The sequence below is a fragment of the Paenibacillus sp. NRS-1760 genome, from assembly GCF_050467785.1.
Lineage (GTDB): Bacteria > Bacillota > Bacilli > Paenibacillales > Paenibacillaceae > Pristimantibacillus.
Genome location: NZ_JBITPK010000007.1, coordinates 206119 through 227441, shown reverse-complemented (window position 1 = coordinate 227441; position 21323 = coordinate 206119). Strand labels below are relative to the sequence as shown.

At 43.8% G+C, this 21323-nt stretch carries 17 protein-coding genes; 11 read left to right on the top strand and 6 right to left on the bottom strand.

All coding sequences use genetic code 11. From position 1 onward, the window contains the following. The first annotated feature begins 60 nt into the window (after window positions 1–60). From ACIFSR_RS05050 to ACIFSR_RS05035, 4 genes are all read left to right on the top strand, one after another. Entirely contained in the window at window positions 61–1503 is a 1443-nt protein-coding gene (locus ACIFSR_RS05050) for an ABC transporter permease (protein ID WP_430055452.1), read from the top strand. A gap of 14 nt (window positions 1504–1517) precedes the next feature. Next, entirely contained in the window at window positions 1518–3026 is a 1509-nt protein-coding gene (locus ACIFSR_RS05045; protein WP_430055449.1) for an ABC transporter permease, read from the top strand. A gap of 125 nt (window positions 3027–3151) precedes the next feature. Further along, window positions 3152–4984 (top strand): ABC transporter substrate-binding protein, encoded by a 1833-nt coding sequence (locus tag ACIFSR_RS05040; protein WP_430055446.1) that lies wholly within the window; start codon window positions 3152–3154, stop codon window positions 4982–4984. A gap of 102 nt (window positions 4985–5086) precedes the next feature. Continuing rightward, window positions 5087–5542: a hypothetical protein gene (locus tag ACIFSR_RS05035; protein WP_430055444.1), complete on the top strand. Its 456-nt coding sequence runs from the start codon at window positions 5087–5089 to the stop codon at window positions 5540–5542. A gap of 176 nt (window positions 5543–5718) precedes the next feature. Here the strand turns inward: ACIFSR_RS05035 and ACIFSR_RS05030 are convergent, their stop codons facing one another. Beyond that, window positions 5719–6933, bottom strand: coding sequence for an S-layer homology domain-containing protein (locus ACIFSR_RS05030; RefSeq protein WP_430055442.1), 1215 nt, complete (start codon window positions 6931–6933; stop codon window positions 5719–5721). 428 nt (window positions 6934–7361) lie between these two features. Between ACIFSR_RS05030 and ACIFSR_RS05025 the strand changes: the two genes are divergently transcribed. Both ACIFSR_RS05025 and ACIFSR_RS05020 read left to right on the top strand, forming a co-directional pair. Further along, the gene (locus tag ACIFSR_RS05025) at window positions 7362–7688 is read left to right on the top strand and encodes an ArsR/SmtB family transcription factor (protein WP_430055438.1); all 327 of its coding nucleotides are present in this window, start codon (window positions 7362–7364) and stop codon (window positions 7686–7688) included. A 60-nt stretch (window positions 7689–7748) separates the two neighbouring features. Beyond that, the gene (locus ACIFSR_RS05020) at window positions 7749–8282 is read left to right on the top strand and encodes an SRPBCC domain-containing protein (protein WP_339206609.1); all 534 of its coding nucleotides are present in this window, start codon (window positions 7749–7751) and stop codon (window positions 8280–8282) included. A gap of 178 nt (window positions 8283–8460) precedes the next feature. On the opposite strand, the gene ACIFSR_RS05015 is transcribed toward ACIFSR_RS05020, so the two are convergent. Continuing rightward, window positions 8461–11934, bottom strand: coding sequence for a discoidin domain-containing protein (locus tag ACIFSR_RS05015; RefSeq protein WP_430055435.1), 3474 nt, complete (start codon window positions 11932–11934; stop codon window positions 8461–8463). Window positions 11935–12686: 752 nt separating this feature from the next. Here ACIFSR_RS05015 and ACIFSR_RS05010 point away from each other — a divergent pair. The 3 genes from ACIFSR_RS05010 (at window position 12687) to ACIFSR_RS05000 (ending at window position 15462) form a co-directional block, all read left to right on the top strand. Then, entirely contained in the window at window positions 12687–12875 is a 189-nt protein-coding gene (locus ACIFSR_RS05010) for a CsbD family protein (protein WP_339209488.1), read from the top strand. Between the two features lie 279 nt (window positions 12876–13154). Then, window positions 13155–13871, top strand: coding sequence for an ATP-binding cassette domain-containing protein (locus ACIFSR_RS05005; RefSeq protein ID WP_430055432.1), 717 nt, complete (start codon window positions 13155–13157; stop codon window positions 13869–13871). Next, entirely contained in the window at window positions 13855–15462 is a 1608-nt protein-coding gene (locus tag ACIFSR_RS05000) for a hypothetical protein (RefSeq protein ID WP_430055429.1), read from the top strand. The genes ACIFSR_RS05005 and ACIFSR_RS05000 overlap by 17 nt, the downstream gene beginning before the upstream one ends. Before the next feature lie 142 nt (window positions 15463–15604). Here ACIFSR_RS05000 and ACIFSR_RS04995 read toward each other — a convergent pair whose 3' ends face one another. Continuing rightward, window positions 15605–15808 carry a DUF378 domain-containing protein gene (locus ACIFSR_RS04995; protein WP_339206614.1) on the bottom strand — a complete coding sequence of 68 codons (204 nt, stop codon included), beginning with the start codon at window positions 15806–15808 and terminating at the stop codon, window positions 15605–15607. A gap of 353 nt (window positions 15809–16161) precedes the next feature. Here ACIFSR_RS04995 and ACIFSR_RS04990 point away from each other — a divergent pair, with 353 nt between their 5' ends. Continuing rightward, window positions 16162–16917 (top strand): YheC/YheD family protein, encoded by a 756-nt coding sequence (locus ACIFSR_RS04990; protein ID WP_430055426.1) that lies wholly within the window; start codon window positions 16162–16164, stop codon window positions 16915–16917. A 53-nt stretch (window positions 16918–16970) separates the two neighbouring features. Here ACIFSR_RS04990 and ACIFSR_RS04985 read toward each other — a convergent pair whose 3' ends face one another. From ACIFSR_RS04985 to ACIFSR_RS04975, 3 genes are all read right to left on the bottom strand, one after another. Then, window positions 16971–18083, bottom strand: a complete 1113-nt coding sequence (locus ACIFSR_RS04985; protein ID WP_430055423.1) for a LysM peptidoglycan-binding domain-containing protein — start codon at window positions 18081–18083, stop codon at window positions 16971–16973. A gap of 353 nt (window positions 18084–18436) precedes the next feature. Then, complete coding sequence (locus tag ACIFSR_RS04980) at window positions 18437–19411, bottom strand: hypothetical protein (RefSeq protein WP_430055421.1); 975 nt, start codon at window positions 19409–19411, stop codon at window positions 18437–18439. Further along, entirely contained in the window at window positions 19372–19947 is a 576-nt protein-coding gene (locus ACIFSR_RS04975) for an RNA polymerase sigma factor (protein WP_430056184.1), read from the bottom strand. The genes ACIFSR_RS04980 and ACIFSR_RS04975 overlap by 40 nt, the downstream gene beginning before the upstream one ends. Before the next feature lie 333 nt (window positions 19948–20280). Here ACIFSR_RS04975 and ACIFSR_RS04970 point away from each other — a divergent pair, with 333 nt between their 5' ends. After that, the gene (locus ACIFSR_RS04970; protein WP_430055418.1) at window positions 20281–21273 is read left to right on the top strand and encodes an ABC transporter substrate-binding protein; all 993 of its coding nucleotides are present in this window, start codon (window positions 20281–20283) and stop codon (window positions 21271–21273) included. Window positions 21274–21323 lie beyond the last annotated feature (50 nt).

Here is a 21323-nt window from a genome sequence, read left to right as displayed (position 1 = left end):
TACTATATTGATCGGAATAATGCAATTTAAAATTACTAGATGGAAAGGAAGCGGACTAGCTTGAAAGGGCACGCAACTGCTATGGGTAATGGCCTTGTTGATCATATCGCCGCCATCTACCGCAAAATGTTATTACATCCAGCCTACAGTCTGCTTATATTGCTGTTAGGAGCTCCTGTATCTGCCATCGTGTATGGCGTTCATCAATATCGTAAAACTAAGTACGGCTACAAAGCAATCGCCGAGGAGACAAGGAGCAAGCTGCTTGCAACGGGGCAGCGGGATAAGCTGCTAATCGAGGCTAAGGAACAGCTTGTCCGCAAGCATCGTTTCTTCGGGCAGACCGTCAGCGCAGAGCAAACCGAGCTGGAAGCGAACCGGTTGGCTGAGATCAAATTTAATGAATCGTTCAACCATGAGCTGGACAAACGGCTTGCCAGCGAGAACGGGCTGAAGTTTTCATATGGCGATACGTATCATGCGTTAGCCCTGAATCCGGCTTTCTTCATCTTATCACTCATTATCGGTTTTCCAATGTATGTGTTGATGGCCATTTACTCGATGCCTTACTTGAAATACGTTGCGGAACGAATCGTGATGTCAGTATTCGTTATTTTGGGCGTCGCTTTTCTCGTTTTTACAATCCTGTATATATCGCCGATGAATCCAGCGGCTAACTTATTAGGAGAGACAGCGACTGCCGAGCAGATCGCAGCCTTCAACCATCTGTACGGATTGGATCAACCTTATCTTGTCCAGTTATGGGACACAATTAGAGGTATATTTACATTCGATCTCGGCAAGTCATTTGCAGGCAACGAGAATGTTACTGCAGCTATCGCGAATAAATTTCCGGTGACGCTCACGTTAACGGTTATCTCGACGCTGATCGCAGTATTGATCGCTTTGCCAATCGGCATTATTTCGGCTACGAGACCGAATTCCTTTTTTGATTATACCTTTATGTTCATTGCTTTGCTCGGATTGTCGATTCCGAACTTCTGGCAGGCGCTTATTTTTATTTTGAATTTCTCAATTAAGCTTCCATGGCTGCCTGCAACGTATAACCCTGAGAACTGGCTGTCTGCGATTATGCCGATTGTCGTTCTAGGCACAGGGCTAACGGCTGCCGTAGCTCGAATGACCCGCTCATCGACGCTGGAAGTTATTCATGAGGATTACATTACGACCGCAAGGGCCAAAGGGCTTGCCCGCAAAAGTGTCATTTGGAAGCATGCCGTTGGCAACGCGCTTATCCCAATTATTACTGTCATTGGCTTGCAGTTCGGCGGTATGCTCGGGGGAGCGGCGGTTACAGAGAAAGTATTCAATATTAGCGGTATCGGCAGTTATATCGTTGATAAGCAGTTCATTCCCGACATTCCTAGCGTGATGGGCGGGGTCGTCTATACAGCCATTACCATCTCGATCGTGAATGTTATCGTCGATTTGATGTATGCGTTTTTTGATCCTAGAATCCGCTCGAAAATGAAACAATACTAAAGCAGGTGCTACTCTTGACGAATCCTACTATCAGCAAGCAAGAAGTCAAGTTCAGGCTGAAATCGAGCCAAGAATACAGTCAGGCAAGCTTCGCTGGCATCGTATCCCTGGCGCTTGGTCTTGTTCTTCTGCTAAACAGTTATGTTCCCGGTGACGGGTCATTTAAGCCTGCAGTACTCATTGCAAGCATTGCATATTTTGCCTTCGCTCTGCTCGAGCTGGCGGTATGGGCGCTCATTCGAAGCGATCTTATCCGTTTGGGCGCGATCAGACGTTCCACAAGGATGCTTGGTTATGTACTGCTGTTAAGCCTTCTAACCGCGAATGTATTCGTGGCAACCACGGCGTTCCAGCTCATCAAGCAGAAAAAAAGCGCGGCGTATACGTTAGCTGTTTATTCGCTCCTTACGACTCTGCTCGTATTCGCAGTATCAGCCCTTAACTTGTTTAAGCCTTATGTGGCTAACGGGTTTATGATCGGTATGTTTCTATTGATCGTTGCTGCGCTCCTGCAGCTCGCAGCATTGCTGCTGGTCGCTAAGTATGCAGATCAAGCAGCGATGCCGCGCTGGATGGGAATCGTTGCTGGCATTCTTATTTTAACTTCGGTATCCGGCAACTTGTTCGCATTATTTCTAGGGTTATTATTGATTGCGAAGCTGCGGGACAAGGGGTATTCATCCGGCTCTAAGCTTGGAGAAGTTGTGGAGCGTTTGTCGAGAAGCTCGACTTCCATGCTTGGACTGCTCTTTATCCTGTTCCTGCTCACGCTGTCCATAACCAGTTACCTGACCTTTGATTACGGCCTTGCGGTTGAGAACAACTACAGCTTAATTCTTCAGTCTCCTGAGCTGGCTTACCCGCTAGGAACGGATAACTTCGGAAGAGACCTGTTCTCTCGTATCGTCTTCGGCGCACGAATCTCTTTGGCAGTTGGCTTGTTGTCAACGCTCATCCCCGTCTTGATTGGGGGCGTTCTAGGTGCAGTCTCTGGCTATTATGGGCGGCATACGGACAATATTATTATGAGGATATTAGATATCCTCTATGCGATTCCTGGCATTCTGCTTGCCATTGCGATTATTGCGGCATTTGGCGCAAGCACGGTCAATCTAATTTTGGCATTAAGTGTAGGTGCGATTCCAACTTATGCCCGGACAATGAGAGCTAATGTCATGCTCGTATCTACGCTGGAATATGTACAGGCTGCTAGAGCTTTCGGCTCCAGTGACCGAACTATTTTGTTCAAGCATATCGTACCTAACTCCATCGCGCCGATGATTGTAAAATCTACGCTGACGATTGGTACTGCGGTCATCTCGACCAGCAGCTTGAGTTATTTGGGGCTTGGCGTCGAACCGCATATTCCGGAGTGGGGAAATATATTAAAGCTCGGAAGCGCATATCTGGAAACGCATGCCTATACGGCTGTTTATCCGGGACTTGCGATTATCGCGCTTGTACTCTCATTCAACTTTCTTGGCGACGGCTTGCGCGATGCGCTGGATCCGAAGCTGGATTAAAGATTTCATCCCTTTTTTAACCTCATTCATATTCCATCGACTTCTACGTTACGAGACAGGAATGGGCGATAACTGAATGTGAGTTAACATACAAGATAAAGATAAAACAGGAGGAGACTACTATCATGAAGAACAAAGGCAAATTCGCCGCATTGTTGCTAATCAGTCTTTCGATTATGCTCAGCGGATGCAAATTAACAACAAAGAACGACGTGAAGGAATCACCAGCACCAACGCAAGGAACAGAGGCAGTCGTTGACAGTAACCCAGTAGATATAGAATTGCTTGGCATGAGCTCAAACGAGGCTGACCTTAACATTGTTCGCGATCAGCTTACAAAAAACGGCTTTAAAGTGAAATTGAATCTACAAGCCGATTACGGCAGCTTCAAATCACAGCAGGACGCTGGCAACTATGACATCGCATTGTCCAGCTGGACTACCGTTACAGGTAACCCCGACTATGCAGTACGCTCGCTCTTCAAAACAGGCGGAGACTACAGCATCCTTGCTGATCCGGAAATCGATAAATTGATTGATGCGGCTGGTGCTCAAACGCCAGAAGAGTACACAGAAACGTACAAGCAATTCGAGCAGCAGCTTGTCTTTGACAAGGCTTATATCGCGCCGCTATACAACTCCTTGAAAGCACAGGCCTTGAATCAAGACGTACTGAACAAGGATTCCGTACGCATCTCGAAGTCACGTTCCCTTCCTTGGGAAGATGTTGATTTTAAAGACACTTCAAAGCGTGCAAAAGATGCGCTAGTGCTTCAATCAACTATGCCGACACTGACGTCGCTTGATCCAATCAAAGGCAACGACGGCTCCATCAACATTATTAATACGAATATGTATGTGCGTCTAGTGAATCTAACAGATGATGATAAAATCACTTCCGAAGGTTCCCTATCGTTGAATCATGCGATTGCTGATGGCAATTCCGATTATTACTTTATCCTAAGAGACGATATTAATTTTGCTCAAATCAAAAACAAGCTCGCAGTAGATACTGGCGAACGCGTTGGTGCTGACGATGTAATCTTCTCGCTGAACCGCGCGAAGGACAAAAACTCTGTACCTGACCACCGTACGTTTACTCTTCACGAGCATATCAATAACGTAGAGCTTGTAACGGATGTTGCAGCACTAGATGCTGTTAAGGTTTCCGGTGGCAGCGACACAGTAAAAGCAGCTCTTGAAAAAGGTCTTGGTTCAAAAATTTCCGCTCTCGTATCGGATAAGAAGCAAGCGAACAACAAAGAGGGTAAATACCAAGTCGTTAAGCTTACGACGACTGAGCCTTTCCCGCAAGTACTGAACTACTTGGCTCACCAATCGGCAGGTATCGTGTCCAAGAAACAAGTAGAGAGCATCAACACGTACGATGTAGCTAAATTCGATGTGAACAAAGATATTCCTTACGGCGACCAAAATACGGTAACAGAAGGCAGCGCGTATAACAACACTTTGTTTACAAGCGGTCCTTACATCCTGTCCTCCAAAAATGATTACGAGGCAATTTTCTACAAAAACCCTGCGTATATGAAGGGTACAGAAAATGAGCCGAATATCGCTAATATTAAAATCCGCTTTATCAAAGACGCAGACAGCAGCTTGTCCGCGCTCCGCAGTGGTGAGATTCACATCTACTACGGCGTATCCGAGACGAAATTTGACGTTGTGAAGGGCGACAGCAAGCTGGCGCTTCAAACCGTACAAAGCAATGCTGTTTCTTACTTGCTGTTCAATACAAAAAATCGTCCAGTTGCAGAAAGCGCAGACCTGCGGAAAGCAGTTCTATACTCCATCAACCAGGATGAAATCTTGGCATTCTACAATGGCAACAAGTTCAAAGCCGTTTCCACGCTTAGCCCGCTTGTGAATACAGGCATGGAGCTGAAAGCTGATCCGGCGAAAGCGAAAGAATTCCTAAACGCCTACAAAGCAAGCAAGTAACTTTTAATATTGGCAAGAGACTGCCTCCGGTTATCCATGATGACCGGGGCAGTCTCTTTCACATAGGACTGCTCACACGCGAGCATAGAGGAGAGATTACGAATGGCTGACACACTCAAGCCCGAAACGAAGCTTTCACAATGGGATGCCTTGATGCTGGAATCACTGAAGGCTTACGGCTGGCCAAATGATGAACTGATTAGCAAAGTGCAGGCTGGCAATTTGCCGACAGATGAAAGTAAGTTCCATTTCGAATACACCGCATTAACCGCTTTGGCGAATGAGGAGCAAGATACTTTCGTACAAGCTGTAACAAACAGCTATCAAATCAAGTACAACACGATACGCGGCATTCACAGCTGGATACTTGTCGCACTGAAGCAAGAAGCAGAGCTTATTCTGGAGCCGGAGAACGAAGCGGTCATCGCCTACTTGTCAGAAGTGGAAGCACAGCGTCTCGCTTCCGTTCTTTCATTCGGCTGGGGCGTATCCCCTCATGAGGGGGAGCAAGATTCAGACGGTAGAGCCTCGTATAAGGTGGCACCTGTTAGAGCTTAAGGATTAGCTGGTATTGTAAATGGAATAATTAATAATTATGGTTTCAGTGAACAGAATTGTGACCTATAAGAAGGATGCTTTTTTAAAAAAGTGCTTTTCTTATAGGGTTTTGGAACGAATGTTATACCTATACAAGAAACCCAGTACCGCATCGGTACTGGGTTTCTTGTATAACATTAAACATCTTCCCATCCGAAATAAGAATAGGGGAACCAAGAAGTCGAGACATAGACAACAGCATGGCTCTCCCTATCGAATATGAACGATATTGAATACATATTATCAGGGTTGTTAAGCTTATCATGAATGGAAATGTCGCGGTAATTTCCGTCGTTGGTCTTCTCGTAGAAATAGGTAGCTGATTGGTCTCCATAAAAACCAAAAGTTCCATATAGGCGAAGGACATCGAACATTGTGCTTTCTCCGAGGACAATCCCCTTATATGTACGTAATGACGGATTTGCATTGGTAGGTTCAATAGAGTCTTCATCTATTTTCCAAGAATCAATCAAACCATCTTTGTTATAGTGAGCTGAGAATAAAGGATAAATGTTATTATTAAAGACATCCTTATCATCCGAAACCTCGTATAGCTCCTCTATTGTTTTTTTTGAATCTCCTATCTTCACCTCAGTAAAAGGACTACTTCCAAATAAATTGAAGTCATTTTTCGTGACGGGTTCGGCGCTGAAATCTGGAATACGCTGGACGGCTGCAGATGGTAAAGACGGTAGAAGTGTGCGATCCGATGGAGCGGTTGGCCTTTTTAATATATCCAGTACTCCTTTAAAGGAGAGTTGTCTAATCCACTGAATGGCTTCTGCTCGTGAAAAAGAGTCCTGTCCATTGAATTGCTCTGGCGTTATAGCATCACTGTTAGCCATACCGTTTCCAATGAGGTAAACAACGGCGTCTTCACCTTCATAATGAACCCCTTGCACGGCACAAATGATTTCTGAAGCTCGCGACTTCGTGAGTGGCTCCATTCGCAGCTTATGGTTCGAAGCGCCGGATGTAGGATGATTAAAGCTCTCTGCCAGGCGATAGGGACCGTCTGTCCAATCATCATTACCCTCAGGGGAACTTGCGGATGGCAAAGCCATACCCAAGGCTCTATAAAGAGCTTTTAAAAACTCTGCTTCACTTATTGGCTCGTCAGGCTTTAAGCTGCTGTCAGGGTATCCATTTATAATATTTTGTGCCATAGCCCATTGAAACAGACGCTCAGCCCAGTGTCCTTTCATTCCATAGGGCTTGATAATGAGAAAATCGTATTTTTCGTCATCTTTTTGATCCTGAGCATTCAAATTTGCTGTTGCTGTTACCCAAAATAATGAAGATACGATGATCAGACATGTAACTATACGCTTAAACTTAAACATAAAATTCATCCTTCCGAATCCAATTAAATACCGTTTTTTATATTGTTAAAAACTTCCTAATGTTATATCGGAAAGTATAGTATTTTAACTGATAGCTGCGAGTGAAAACAACGATTTGATTTATTCTTCTTTAATCAGAATTAGATGAGGCGATGTAATGGAGTAGATTAAAATAGCTGTGGCAAGGCAAGCGGTGGGGGTCTTTCATTGGTTGCGTAAGCGTGGCATAATGTAAACAGCTTACTCGGTTGATTTCATGGAACATAAGCAAGCTTTAAAAATATTTTGAATATTCCTTTACGGGAATATTCCTGTTGTGGTATATTTAATTCAACAAAAGGAAATACAAGGAGGGAGGGCTTAAAGGATTCGATAAAGCAATGTTTGCTTTAGAAGAAGGATGAATTAATTAAATCAAGTGAATGGATGTTTTTCTTATGAATGCTAACGTTATGAGTGCCTTGGCTGAGCCTAACCGCCTGCAGATTGTTGACCTATTGCGAGCGAGTCCTCTAACGGTTGGGGAGATTGCTGAAAGGCTTGGCTTACGGCAGCCCCAAGCTTCCAAGCATTTGCGCGTCCTTAGCGAGGTCGGTATTGTTGAGGTGCAGGCGATTGCTAACCGTCGTATTTACAAGCTGCGTCCTGATCCGTTTAAGGAATTAGACGCTTGGCTTGAATCATACCGACGTATGTGGGAGGAACGCTACGATCGGCTGGATGATTATTTACTGGAGCTGCAAAACAAGGAAACAGATAAGTAAGATTAGCAATAAGACATAAACGGATTAATGATATAAACAAATTTGAGGAGGATGTTTATTATGACTAACCCTAACCTAACTAATCAATTGGTATCTAAAGTAGAAGGCAGCACACTTATATTGGAGCGTGTGTTTCAAGCACCGCGCGAGCTTGTATTTAAAGCTTTCTCGGAGGCAGAGCATTTAAAACATTGGTGGGGACCAAAAGGCTGGACTATACCTGTATGCAACGTCGACTTTCGTCCAGGTGGAACTTGGCATTATTGCATGAAGTGTGAAGATAAGAACCAAGGCGATTTCTACGGTATGGAATCGTGGGGTAAAGCATTCTATCAGGAGATTACAGCACCGGAGCAGATCGTCTATAGAGATTGTTTCTCGGATGCAGAAGGCAATGTTGCGGAAAATATGCCGCAAATGATGGTTACGCTCGATTTTATCGAGCAAGATGGCAAGACGAAGCTAGTTAACACCGCGAAATATGCATCGCCAGAAGCTTTGCAAACGGTGATTGATATGGGAATGATTCCAGGTATAACGCAAACCTTTGAAAACTTGGATGTTCATCTGGAAAAGCTGCAACAAAGCAATTAAGGAATAAAGGCGTGTATTTTCACAAGAAGAATTAATAAAAATAGAAAAGAGACCGTATGTTACGTCGCCTTAACTTGGGATTTTAAACTGATACTATTACCTATAAATTGTTTGGAGCTAGAAAAAAACAGCGTACTCAGTTACCCGAGTACGCTGTTTTCTTCTTCATTACGCTAGATTACCAGTTGTTTCCGGATACTCTTGTCACTGTAAAGTTCGGGCTGCCGCTTTCACCATAAATGGCTGCGACACCTGGGTTATTCACTTTCACATTCGTAAAGCTTGCTCCCCCGACAGCTGGCCCTTGGCCTTGTTCTCCTCTAACCACGAGCTTGATGCCGTAGCGGGAAGGGTTGTTGATGTTAACGTTCTCTACGCGAACGTTTTGCATAGCAAGGTTCTCTGGCGATTTTGTCTGGAACATTAGACCAAAGTACACGGGATTATTAATGTCCACATTTTTTACGAGAATGTTTTTGAAGGTTCTGTCTCCACCGAAGAACCAGATAGCGCCAAAGTTTTGATATTCATTGATTTTGTCATCAGCGCCGACGCTGGTCCAGAAATCTCCACCCGTCCGGTCTAATGTTACGCCATCAATTACAGTATCCTTATCGCCAAATCCTAATGTGTTGTACCCAAAGCTTAAGCTGCTGATGGTGATGCCTGGATAAGTCAACGTATCTGCACCATAGAGGTTTTGATATAGGTTATCCGAGCCGCCGTATACGGCAAAAGCTGCTGCACGTCTTACACAGGTTGCCGTAAGATTTGTGTATTTGTTGCCTACATTGTAGGAACCGCCTGCATCAACTGCGCTGAATAAGGCGAAGGCATCGTCACCGGCGCCTCTTGAATAGTTGTTGTCAATCACGTTATAGGATGAGCCGTTGGTCATATTAATTCCATCTGCGAATGTGTTTTTGATACGATTGTCTTTGAACGTGTTGTTGGAGGAATTCACGCCCCAATACAAGCAGATGAAGTGCTCAACCCAGACGTTCTGAACCGTTACATTCTGCATGCCGTTGCCATCGATGAATTTACCAGGACCATCAGTTCTGTATATATAGTTGCCCCATGCAGACAGGTCTTTAATCGTTGAACCGTTAGCGGTAGAGCCAATATTAAAACCTACATCTGTATTGGATTGGTTCTGTGGCGCAACCAATTTGGTATGCCATGGTCCAGCACCAATGATTTCGGTTGCACGTCCATAAAGGAATATTTTACTGTTGATCACCCATTCGCCTGCAGGGATGTAAATACCCTTTTTCGTGGAATCCTGTCTAAATTCATTAAGCGCCTGCTCTATGGATTTGGAAGAGGAAACCGAAATATATTTAGTCGTGTCAGGGTTAGCGGCTGGAGGAGCGACATTTTCGGTTTCAATCATGTCAACATAGATTGCTGATACGTCACCAGCATCCTTTTGAATTTTGATCTTTGTTCCTGCTGGATACACTTGGTCAAGCAGCAACTGGGAATCTTCATACAGCCAGTAAGCAGTTAATCCTACCCCAGGCGCATTGTCGTAACCCAGGCGGCCAAGCGTACTTGGTGTTGCATAGACGTAAGAGAACTTGGAGGTTACCGTGAATTTGCCTTTACTCACACCGTTAGCATAAATACTAATCGTTCCAGTCGTATTTTCTGCAACTGCGTTGCGAAGGACAAAAGCGTTAGCCGAAGAAGTCAGCGTAAACTCTACATATTCGCCTGTTGCATCAAGATGCACGGCGGACCGTCCAGAAGCTTCACCCGCATAATCGCCAGGCTTGAAGTTCGGAGCTAATTTTGTTCCGTTCGTTGTATTGGAAGAGGACTCTGCTTCAATAATGGTAAACGGCATATTAGCGCCGCGGCCGGAATAAAGGCTTGTTGTATTTGAGTTGTTAGCTTGCTTAATGAGTACTTCGTTTGTGTCAGCTGCAACAGAGGAAGTTACTGTGTAGCTGCCATTGACAGCAGTCCAAGTCCCCAGGCTGACATTGACGGATTGGTCTACAGCTAATGAGCCATTATTGGAACCATTTAAGGTTTGAATGGTTGCGCCAGCAGCATTTTTAAGAACTAATGTTATGGCATGAGCACCACCGGCGGAAGCAATGTTCCCTTGGTTTTTAAGATTTACGGTAAAGGTTACTGTATTGCCTGCACTTGGATTGCTTGGATTCCAAGAGGCGGTTGCGATTAGATCGGAGCTAGACACGGCAGCTACGGTTAATGCAGTCGGGTTGCTATAGCTGTTGTTAGTCTCGTTCTGCTCAATAATCGCATTGCTCTCGTCGACCTTGGCGCTAACGGCGTAGGTTCCAGCATTTTTTGCTCCGGCATTCAGCGATACGGTAGCTGAAGCGCCAGCCGTCAATGCGGCTACTGGAGCAGATCCTGCTAGCTCGTTGCCGAGATAAAAATTGACTGTAGTCGCAGGGGCGTTTGCAGTGCCGATATTTTTAACGGATGCGTTAAGGGTAATCGCATTCGTCTCTACCGGAGCTGTAGGCGTCCAAGTTATTCCTGTAATCGTAAGATCCGGATTTGGAGCTGGAGCGCCATAGATTTCAAATTCGGCTACTTGGCCAGCAGGAGCGCCGGAGTTGTTCGTTATGTTCAATTGGACCTGTTTCGCCGTAGCGGTTACCGGAATCGTTACCGAGTTGCCGTTAGCAGGGTTAAACGTGTAAGATGCCGCGGAAACCAAGCTGCTGAATGTGGAAGAGTTCTGAGTGTTGCCTAACACTTGAATCGTTTGGGTTCGCGTACCCCATTCGCTAGACGGGTTTAGCTTCACAACAACCGATGTGATGTTGTGATTGGAACCGAGATCGACGGTTAATTGGCTAGGATTGCTGCCGCCTTCCCAGTATGTAGCCGTATTGCCGTCGTTGCCGTTCGTTGCTACGAATGTGTGGACGGTAGAACTGGAAGTGATTAATTTACCTAGAGCTAAGTTGCCGCCAGCAGGTGGCGTTGGTGTAATTGTAGGCGTCGGTGTAATTGTAGGCGTAATCGTAGGTGTAGGAGTTGGCGTTGGCGTTGGCGTTTGTGTAGGCACAGGTGTAGGGGTTGGAGTAGCTGTTGGTATAGGAGTAGGAGTAGGAGTAGGTGTTGGCGTTACTGTGGAACCGTAAATTTCGAATTCAGAAATTTGTCCGGCTTGCCAACCCGTGTTAGCCGTAAAGTTTAAGCGAACATAACGGGTGCTGGTTGCTGTAAAGTTGATTGTCACGGTGTTGCTGCTCACTGCTGGATTGAATGTGTAGGATGCAGAACCAACAATATTAGAGAACGTTGTGCCGTTTGTGCTGCCTTGTACAGCTAAGGTTTGTGAACGTGTTTCCCAGCCCGCAGGCAGCTTTAGTTTAACTTGATCGATGCTCGTATTCGCACCAAGATCGATTTGGAGCCATTGTGGGAATGCATTGTTTACACTCTCCCAATAGGTACCCTGGTTGTTGTCATTAACGTTGCTCGCTACATACACATCGGCATAGCCGCTGGCTGATACAACTTTGCCCAGAGCAAGATTTGGGCCTCCAGCGGCTGAAGATACGGAGGGGTACAGCGTGAGCTGCGACAGCAATAAAACAAATGCCAAAGACATGATGACGAATGGATTTCTTTTTACCAATTCGTTCATTGATAACATAAAAAACCTCCTAGTCAGATGTTTTAACTTCGAATTAATGCGCTTTCAATTTTGCACATCATTACATTCTCTCTTAATCACCTCCTTAAATGTGTGAAGTCATCGTGATTCTAGACGGCAATGCAATAAAACCAATATTTATTTAATATTGGTTTACAAAATAGGCGGATAATGTTGCACGATCAAACGATATTGCAAACAAACTTATAGTACTAGCATAAATCAGTTATACAGCTTGCTGAATATGCATTCCTACGATTATCGTGTGTAATATTATTGTTTAGATAAACGGGGGCTATATATTTAGAGGTTTTCAATTGAGAATAAGCAACTACGCTTTATGAAAAAACTTGCCAAGTCAATGTCTAATGAATTTAACCCTGCAAAGCAGGTTGGCAAAATGTGCACATCAGTCAGCAGTAGCTGAATCTAAGAGCATAAATGCACTTATTTAACTAAATACTTTTCAATTTTGTTCAACTAGATGCATTTATACACCTATTCGAATCATTTTCATCTCGTTTGTTAAAAACAGGTGCACTTCTGCGCTTATTTACACTCGACTATCGGTTCACGCACACCACTAATCTCTATATCGATATCAAAAATGACATTGTAAACGAGTTTTATTTTGAATATTTAATAGACTAAATAAAGGGTAATTCATCCGTAAAACTACAGACTTCCAATATAGCCCTGTTTCAAAATCACACCTTGGAGGTAAGAAGAAGCATACAATTATCGAGGAGATGATGAAGATGAATACAAACGGACTGAAAGATAAAGTGAAGGGTATTGCGAACCAAAGCAAAGGCGAAATGAAGGATAGCTACGGCAAAGCGACAGATAACAAGAAGCTGCAGGCTGAAGGCAAGTTGGATAAGCTGAAAGGTACTGCACAGGAGAAGCTTGGCGAACTGAAGGAAAAAATCAGCAAGTAGCGAATGGACGATAATGTATGCATCTGAGCCAATAGGTTTGCGGAAGGGCTGCCTAGCGGTGTTCAGGTACCAATCATTATCAGCAGAATTTTATAATGAGGAGCAGTCGGCTCTCCCGTCGAAGGGAGGCTGGCTGCTCTTTTTGTGCTTACTCCCTGCAAGTAATTCTATGTATTTACATATCATTTTCCTTCAGCAGCCTTACAATTCGAGACCTTTCGTTCCCATTACCGTACAAAATAGGAGATGAAAAATGTGGGATGAATGGAGGAGCTGTAATTGCATCTGATTATTGAAGATATCGTCAAGCGATTTGAGGATAAACAAGTGCTCCAAGGAGCCGGATTTACTTTTGAGAAAGGAAAAATATATGGCCTGCTTGGCCGAAACGGTGCAGGCAAGACGACGCTATTCGACTGTCTGAGCGGAGAGAAGGACATGGATGGCGGGCAAGTGCTGTTGGAAGTGGATGGCCACACGAGGAAGCTAAGCGAGCAGGATGTCGGATATGTGTACTCGCTGCCGATTCTTCCCGAGTTTCTTACGGGCTATGAGTTCGTGAAGTTTTTTATGGATATTAACAAAGGCAAGCTGCAAATGGATAAGAGCATTGATTATTATTTTGACATGATGAGCATGACAATGGAGGATCGCCATCTGCTGATCAAAGGCTACTCACACGGCATGAAGAACAAGCTGCAAATGCTGCTATTTCTCATAACGAAACCGCCAATTATACTGCTCGATGAGCCGCTTACCTCCTTCGATGTTATTGTTGCTCTGGAGATGAAGAACATGCTGAGGGAGATGAAGAGTGATCACATTCTGATATTCTCTACGCATATTTTGCAATTAGCTTCAGATCTATGCGATGAGCTGGTTGTATTGAACAAAGGGAAGTTGTCTGCCGTGCCGTCAGAGCTGCTGCATAGCGCGGAATTTGAGCAATCCGTCATTAACCTGCTGAAGGATGAAGCCCATGCTGAGAACGCTTAACACGCTGCTCGCCATTCGAACCTCCATTACGGCAAACATGCTCATTTATTATATTCAGAAGCTGCCGCTGCTCGGCAAGCTGGTCCACAATAGCTTCTATGCCAATTTGGGGCTCAAGAAGGCCGTTTCTATTATAGCGCTCATCATTACCCAGCTGTGGGGATTCATGCTTCGATTCGCGTATTTGGGGATACTTATTTACTTGCCTATAGCGGAATTCGTTGTGGGATTGTCAGAGGAAGAAAAGCACCAGCAGTTTGTACATATTTTTGCAATCATCAGTTTTGTTGTGGCAGCGATCAGCAGCGCGACTGTGCTCGAACCAAAGCGAGAGAAGTACGTAGCGGTGAAGCTGATGAGGTTGTCTGGAAAAAGATACATGCAGGCGTCACTTGCCTATCGTTATACAACCTTTTTGCTATATCTACTGCCAGCCATGCTTTTGTTCGGATCACTCGCGGGAGTCTCCATTTTGCAAGCGATTTTGCTAACCATTATGGTCACAATGTGGCGAGTTCTTGCGGAGTATGCACATCTCAAGCTTTTTGAGAAAACGGGCATTGTACTGATTAAACAAACAGCTCTCGTATGGATGATCATATTAATTGGTTATGCCGGCGCGTATTTGCCATTGCTGCTCGGCAAGGTTCCGTTTACGGGTACGTTTCTTCTGAGTCTGCCGGTTTGTATTGTCATTATAGCTGTAGGCTTGTTTGCTGTCTTTCAACTGGCCCGTTATACCGGTTACAGTGGAGTAGTTGATGCGGCAACTAAAAGGGATGACCCTCTGCTCGATCTAGGTCGTATGGTTACAGAGTCACAGAAGAAGAGCGTCAAATCAAAGGATAGCGATTATATTATAGATGTAAACGAGCAAGGCCAGTTAGACGGCAAAAAAGGTTATGCGTATTTGAACGCTATATTTTTTCTCCGGCATCGCAGCCTGATCAGCAGCCCGGTTAACAAACGATTAGTTATCGTTGGTACTTTTGGTGTGGTGGGTGTTCTGCTTACCTTCCTATTCCAAGAGCAGCTGCAGAGTCTAAAATGGAATGCGGGAACGGTATTTCCATTCTTAGTTCTAATTATGTATTACATGTCCGTTGGAGAAAACATTTGCAAGGCCATGTTCTACAACTGTGATCTTAGCCTAATGCGTTATAGCTTCTATCGCGGCTCGGCATTTGGTCATTTCCTCATTCGGCTAAAAAAAATGATGGGTTTGAACCTGAGTATTGCCGCTGCTTTTGGGGTGTCACTAACAGCGATTATCGCAGCAGCGGGCGGGGAGTGGCTAAATAGCGAACTGCTTATGCTTTGGATCTGTGTTATTTCGTTGGCCGTGTTTTTCACCATACATCATTTGTTTATGTATTATATTTTTCAACCGTATTCTACAGAGCTGAATGTGAAAAACCCGCTATATTATATAGTGAATATGGGGATATCAGCAGCTAGCGGGGCATGTATCTTTTTGCGAATTCCGATAGTGCCATTTACGGTGAGTATAGCTGCTTTGACGCTGATTTACTTAGCTGCTGCGCCAGTGCTTGTCCGCAGGTACGGGCCGAGAACGTTTCGAGTGAGATAAGAATGATGATGCTCTTGCTTGCAGAATGAATTTTTAAAAAAAGGATTGCAAGTTTCTCATACATCGTCACAAGATTATAGTAAACAACGACAGGCCACGTCTGGCTTAGCCAGGCGTGACCTGTCGTTACTGCCGTTATTCGTTAGTCCTCGCTTGTTACCTTTCCAAAAAGGGATAGAGCGTAAAGCGCAGCGACACCGACGACGATATATACAATTCGTGATCCAACCTCTTCTGTTCCCCCAAAAACCTCACTGACGACGTCATAATTGAATAAGCCCACGGATAACCAATTTAAGCCGCCTAGGATGATCAGAATAAGACTAATTACGTTAAGTGCCTTCATCAGAATTAACCTCCTTAATGGGGTTTCCTAACTTTTTTGCTGAAAAGCCTGATGGATGTGCGCTGATTCTTAGTTGTTTACTATAGGATTATGAGTATCTGCCGCATGATATGCCATACAAGCCTCATCCTTTAAACACCTGTATGGCATTTTTTACAGTGTTTGACCAAGTTAGAACGGATAGATTTTCTTCGCTTTTCTTCGTACTGCGATGAAGGAGAACGATCATATTAAATTATGGAATCATGCTTCCATTAAAGTGAGCTGCAGAGATATCTATCACCGACTAGACAAGAGCACGATCAGACAATCATACCTCCTCATATGTTAAGGATAAGGAGGGAATGTACATTATGAACTACAAGAGTACCACTATTAAGAGTAAGTGGACAAAAACGAAATGGCTGCTTAAGAATGCAGATGTAAGAGCGTACGTTCCTAAGACGCTGCGCTTTAACCGAAGGAATCTTAGTATGATCCTTTCTCAATATCCAACTGTCTATTTCAAGCCGACCGCTGGTTCAGGCGGCTTTAATATTATACGGATAAAGAAGCAGGGAAATGGTTATCAGATGCAACACAACTCCGAAAAAAATCACTGCTCCACGCTCGACAACCTTTATGGAAAATTGAAAAAGCATGCGAGGAAACGTTCTTATTTACTGCAAAAAGGCATTCATCTTGCCACTGTGAATGGCAACTCTTTCGACATACGGGTCATGGTACAAAAGACAAACAACGGCATATGGAAGAGCAGTGCGCTCTTCACGAAAATAGGCAAGCGGGGGAAAGTTACAACAAACTATCACCAAGGCGGTCAGATCGGATATTTCAAGAATACACTTTCTAAAGCAGGGTTCAGTTATGCTAGAGTAGAAAGAAAGGAAGCAGAACTGAAGAGGCTTGGCAGATCAGTTGGACGTATATTTGATAGACATGGAAGTAGATTTCGCGAGCTGGGCCTCGACGTCGCCTTGGACAAAACCGGAAATGCTTGGATTCTTGAGGTAAATACGAGACCGCAGTTTTATCCGCTGAAGCATTTAAAGGACAAAAGCATGTATCGACGCATTACATCTTATGCCAAGCAATATGGAAGGAAGAAATAGACAAAAAAAACGACGCCTCTCGCGAAAGAGGGCGTCGTTTTTCTTTTAGCTAATCATTTAGGGATTTTCAATACCGTGCCGGCTTTTACATTATCAATATCTACGATTTGATTGAAGTCGGCAATGAACATCGCGTATTTGTTAGAGCCATAATAGGTTTTGGAAATGCTGTAAAGTGTCTCACCGTTTTTAACGGTATGATCTACTGTCTCAAAACCTGGAGTTACGCCCCATGAGTTATCATCTTCCTCTTTCTTATAATTTTTAAGAGAAGGAATGATGAGATTGCTGCCAGCTTTCAATCCGGCGTTTTTGTCAATTTTGTTTTCCTGCGCAATGTAACTTACATATTCCGCGGATTTATAAAACATTTTGGATATGCTGGAGAGGGTATCGCCAGCCTGTACCAAATAGGTTGCTGGCAGGGTGATTTTGGAATAATCCTTTGACCCTTGCGAGCTGCCGCCTGTTGATCCAGTGCCAGAGGATAATGCCGGAATAGTTAGCTTATCTCCAGCTTTCATATCATTAATAAACAAAATATGGTTATGCTCTGCAAGCAGTGCGTAGTGGTCTTTCGATTGATAAAATTTCTCGGATATTGAGCTTAAGGTGTCGCCTTTTTGAACGATATAGGTAGTTGGAAGCTTTATCGTCTCATTGGAAGAGCCTGTGGGCTTGTCGCTCTCCTTCGGCTCTTGTACAGGTTTTTCTACCTTGTCTGGTTTTTCTGTCACAGCGGGCTTAGCAGTGTCAGGTGTTTTTACGGTCTCTTTGACCGGTGGATTTGGATTATTAGTTTCAACAGGTTTGGAACCCGTATTGGTATCCTGTTTTTCTTCAGTTGGTTCTTGTTTTTCTTCATCGTCTACAGATCCTGCGGGGATAAGCTCGTCTGTAATCGTTTCAAGCCCGCCATTTTCATTTTTGCTTGAATTCGAGTTAGCAGTTTCATTATTGAGCGCTTGCTCATTTGATTGCTCTAGCTTATTAGCAACAGCGGATTGCAGGTTGAAATCAAGCACACTCAAATATTTGCCGTACAGAACGCCGCAGACTCCAATGAGAATAATGACGATTGCCAAGTAGATGATGAGAGTCGTTTTTTTCAAAGATACAAAGCTGCCTTTTTGACGGTTATTGCTGCGTGTAATTTTCTGATTCAAGCACGTTTTCTCCTTTATTCTCAACTTGATTCTATTTTATCCGACATGTTCCAACATGTGGAATGGGACTAAACAGCCATTTCAACAGTATGCAAAATGCTCCGGATGCAACTCGCATATACTACCAATTTGTGCATAGCGCCAAAAAATGAAGTATTTAATAGAACTTAGCTCAAAAAGAACAGTTTAAATGGCAAAATACATACAACAATGGTTATTTTACACTATGCTTCTATACAAGATCTAAACATATTATTCAGTGGAATGAATAGAAAAAAAAGCCGCTCCCCATCCAGTGAATACTGGAAAGGGAACGGCTATTAAACTTGTTTTATTTGACCCTGTCTCTAGCCCTAGATCAAGCCTTTTACGACGAGCTTAAATTGCTCTTCTGTCAGATCTACATTGCCTGACGCTGTCACCTGATAATGTGTTTTTTTCGCTTCGTCATACCATATCGCTTGATAGCTTTGAAAGCCGTGTATATTGGCGCTTGCAAAAATAGTTTCTATGCCGTTTATAGCGACTGTTTCTTGTGTATATTCCGCGGAGAGAGCAACCTCCATGCCAATCATGTTTTTCATGGCTTGGATTCGAATGCTCATGTCGTTTTTTGTGTATTCGAGCTCCGATATATTTGCTTTTCTCCAGTTTACCTCTTCGATGAATAAATTCCGATCCGGCTCAGCCGCAGCCCTTTGTTTGAACAACGCAAGCAATCTAGCGTATTCTTCAGCCAGGGAAGCGTCATGTTCATTCGGAGTGAGCGGCATAACGCTGCCGTATTTGAATGTGAACCCATCTGGCAAGTTTACTGGCTCCTTAATGACTGGTGCGGAAGCGCGATCGAGAAGCTCCTTAAAATCGTTGTAAGAAGTATCCGTATTTGTGTTGTGGAGGTATTGTATAGCTAGAGACGAACGATCATTTCTAACGAAGTAGGCCAGCATTTGTCCTGGCTTAACTAATTCTAGTACGCGATCTCTATAAGTTGGAAGCGGAGAATCATTTTGATGCGTATATGGTACGATTTTCGATTCTGACTCCAGCACAATGGATTTAATTTTGACATCTCCTGCACGATCACGAATTTGAATCAACTCACTTGCAGCATATACGGATGCTGATGTTAGAAGCACAATGAATAGAATCGTGGCGTAGATCGGAAATCGCTTTGCTGGATTGTAGCTTCGGACCTTTATGCCTGATTGCGAAGCAGAAATATGGTTCATTACAGCATCTGATAAATTAATAGTATTGATCTGATGATTAGGTATGGCGTGCTGCCTTAAGTCTTTATATGGATCGTTTGATTGTTCTCGTCCCATTTTAGCTCCTCCTGCCATTCCGCCATTTTTTTTCTAACCTTTTCTTTCATTCTGCTTACTCTTTTTTTGGCAGCCTCCGGTTTGCATCCCATAATCTCACCCAGCTCCTCGAAAGTTCGTTCTTCAAAAATGCGAAGAATGAGCATAGATCGATCCTCTGGAGATAACGCAGTCAGTGCATACATTAATTGCGAGCTGAATAATCGGTTGTCTATCGTTTGTTCTGGACTCTCTGCTTTCACTTCCGGAGTAAACAATCGAAGCAGCAGACGAAGCTGGTATTTACGCTTACGCAATAGGTTTAAACAATGACGGTAGGCAATTTTGTACAACCATGAAGAGAAGCTGACCGTGTTCTTGTATTGCATAATAGACTCGAACGCTTTTATAAAAATATCTTGGGCGGCATCTTCGGCATCCTGCTGATTTCCAAGTAACCGCAAGCAGTAGCGGTAGATGGCCTGCTGATACTTTTGAACGACCTCGACATAGTAACTCGAATCGCCTTTTTGCACCCGTACGATGAATTGCTCAATGGTCTGGTCTTCGATGAAATCTCCTCCCTTCGCGAATGGTGCTTTCTAATCTATATAACACTTGATAGTAGTCAATCGGGACATTTAATATTCTCCACAATATATCGTACAGACGACTATGTGTATACATAAAAGGAAGGGAGTCCCAAATGTTAATAGGGTTATAAAACAACGAGAAAATATACCCAATATATTTCATTGACGCCTCTAATTAATAATGATAATCTTTATCAATAAAAGAGGTGGGTGAGAACTTTTAGCCCAGTATTACTGGGGAAAAGTAAGCTTAGCTGCGCCCAAAAATATAGCTACACATTACTGGGGGATATCATCTTGAAGAAAAACGTATTCATATGTATGAGTATACTTTTATTTGTATTAGCATTAGCGGCATGCGGGAAGGCAGAAACGAATCCACAAGCAACGTCAAACCTTGAGCAGAATGGCGCGGCTTCACAGAATGAGAAAGCATCTAATGAAAGTACGACCGAAACGCGGGTTTATAAACATTTCTTTGGAGAAACGAAGATCCCGGTCAATCCGGAAAAAGTCGTTACACTCCAATATGCCAGCCATATGCTTAAGGTAGGACTTAAACCAATCGGAGCTTCAAGCCATTTGCTTGAAACAACGGATGCGGACTTTAAAGGTATTGAAGACGTTGGAAGTGCAGATCAAATAAACTATGAGAAAATCGTGTCATTGCAGCCTGACTTGATTATTGCTGGTGACATTGAGAAGGAAGTTTATGACAAGCTTACAAAAATAGCTCCAACGGTTGTCGTTCCTTGGATGGATCATGATGTGTTCGGCCACGTTGAGGTTATAGGAGATATTCTGAATCGCAAGCAGGAAGCAGCAGCATGGAAAACGGATTTCGATGAGAAAATGAAAACAGCAAAAGATCAAATTATCGGTAAAATTGGCGAGGGCAAAACTTTTGCTATTTATAGAGTGGACCCGAAACAATTTTATGTCTATGGCGTTCGCAATATGGGCTTTACGCTTTATAAAGCGCTTGGACTCACTCCGCCTGCTCTCGTTCAGAAGGAAATAGCGAAGGATCCGAATTTGTGGGCAGTTCCGATCTCCTTGGAGGTGCTTCCGGATTACGACGCTGACTATGTGTTTCTGACCTTGCTTGAGGGAGAGGATACAACTAAGCGTTTGGACGAGATAAAGCAAAGCTCGTTGTGGAAAAACCTCACGGCCGTTAAAGATCATCATATTTACGATATTAGCATGGACACTTGGTTAGGCTACACGCCTCATGATATTGAAGTTCAAATAAAGGAAGCTGTTCAATTTTTGACACAGGATAAGTAGAAGCAGCGAAGGAAAGTTAGAAGGGTTGAGCTATTGTTCAGCTTTTAATA